We start from the raw sequence: 242 nt of genomic DNA, 5'->3' as shown, positions 1-242 counted from the left end.
GGGTCCTAAGTCGAGGCCGACAGGCGTAGACGATGGATAACAGGTTGATATTCCTGTACCACCATTTATCGTTTTAAGCGATGGGGGGACACAGTAGGATAGGCGAAGCGTGCTGTTGGAGTGCACGTCTAAGCAGTGAGACTGAATGGTAGGCAAATCCGCCATTCTCAAGGTTGAGCTGTGATGGGGAGAGGAAACATGTTTTCCTCGAGTCGTTGATTTCACACTGTCGAGAAAAGCCT

The 242-nt window shown here is 50.0% G+C and carries 1 rRNA gene; it reads left to right on the top strand.

The window, feature by feature from the left end:
- Nucleotides 1-242: ribosomal RNA gene (locus tag CD112_RS12565) — 23S ribosomal RNA — on the top strand; the annotation flags it as partial.

Origin of the sequence: Staphylococcus simulans, assembly GCF_002902285.1 — a bacterium.
GTDB classification, from domain to species: domain Bacteria; phylum Bacillota; class Bacilli; order Staphylococcales; family Staphylococcaceae; genus Staphylococcus; species Staphylococcus simulans.
This window is presented reverse-complemented; position numbering and strand designations above follow the sequence as displayed.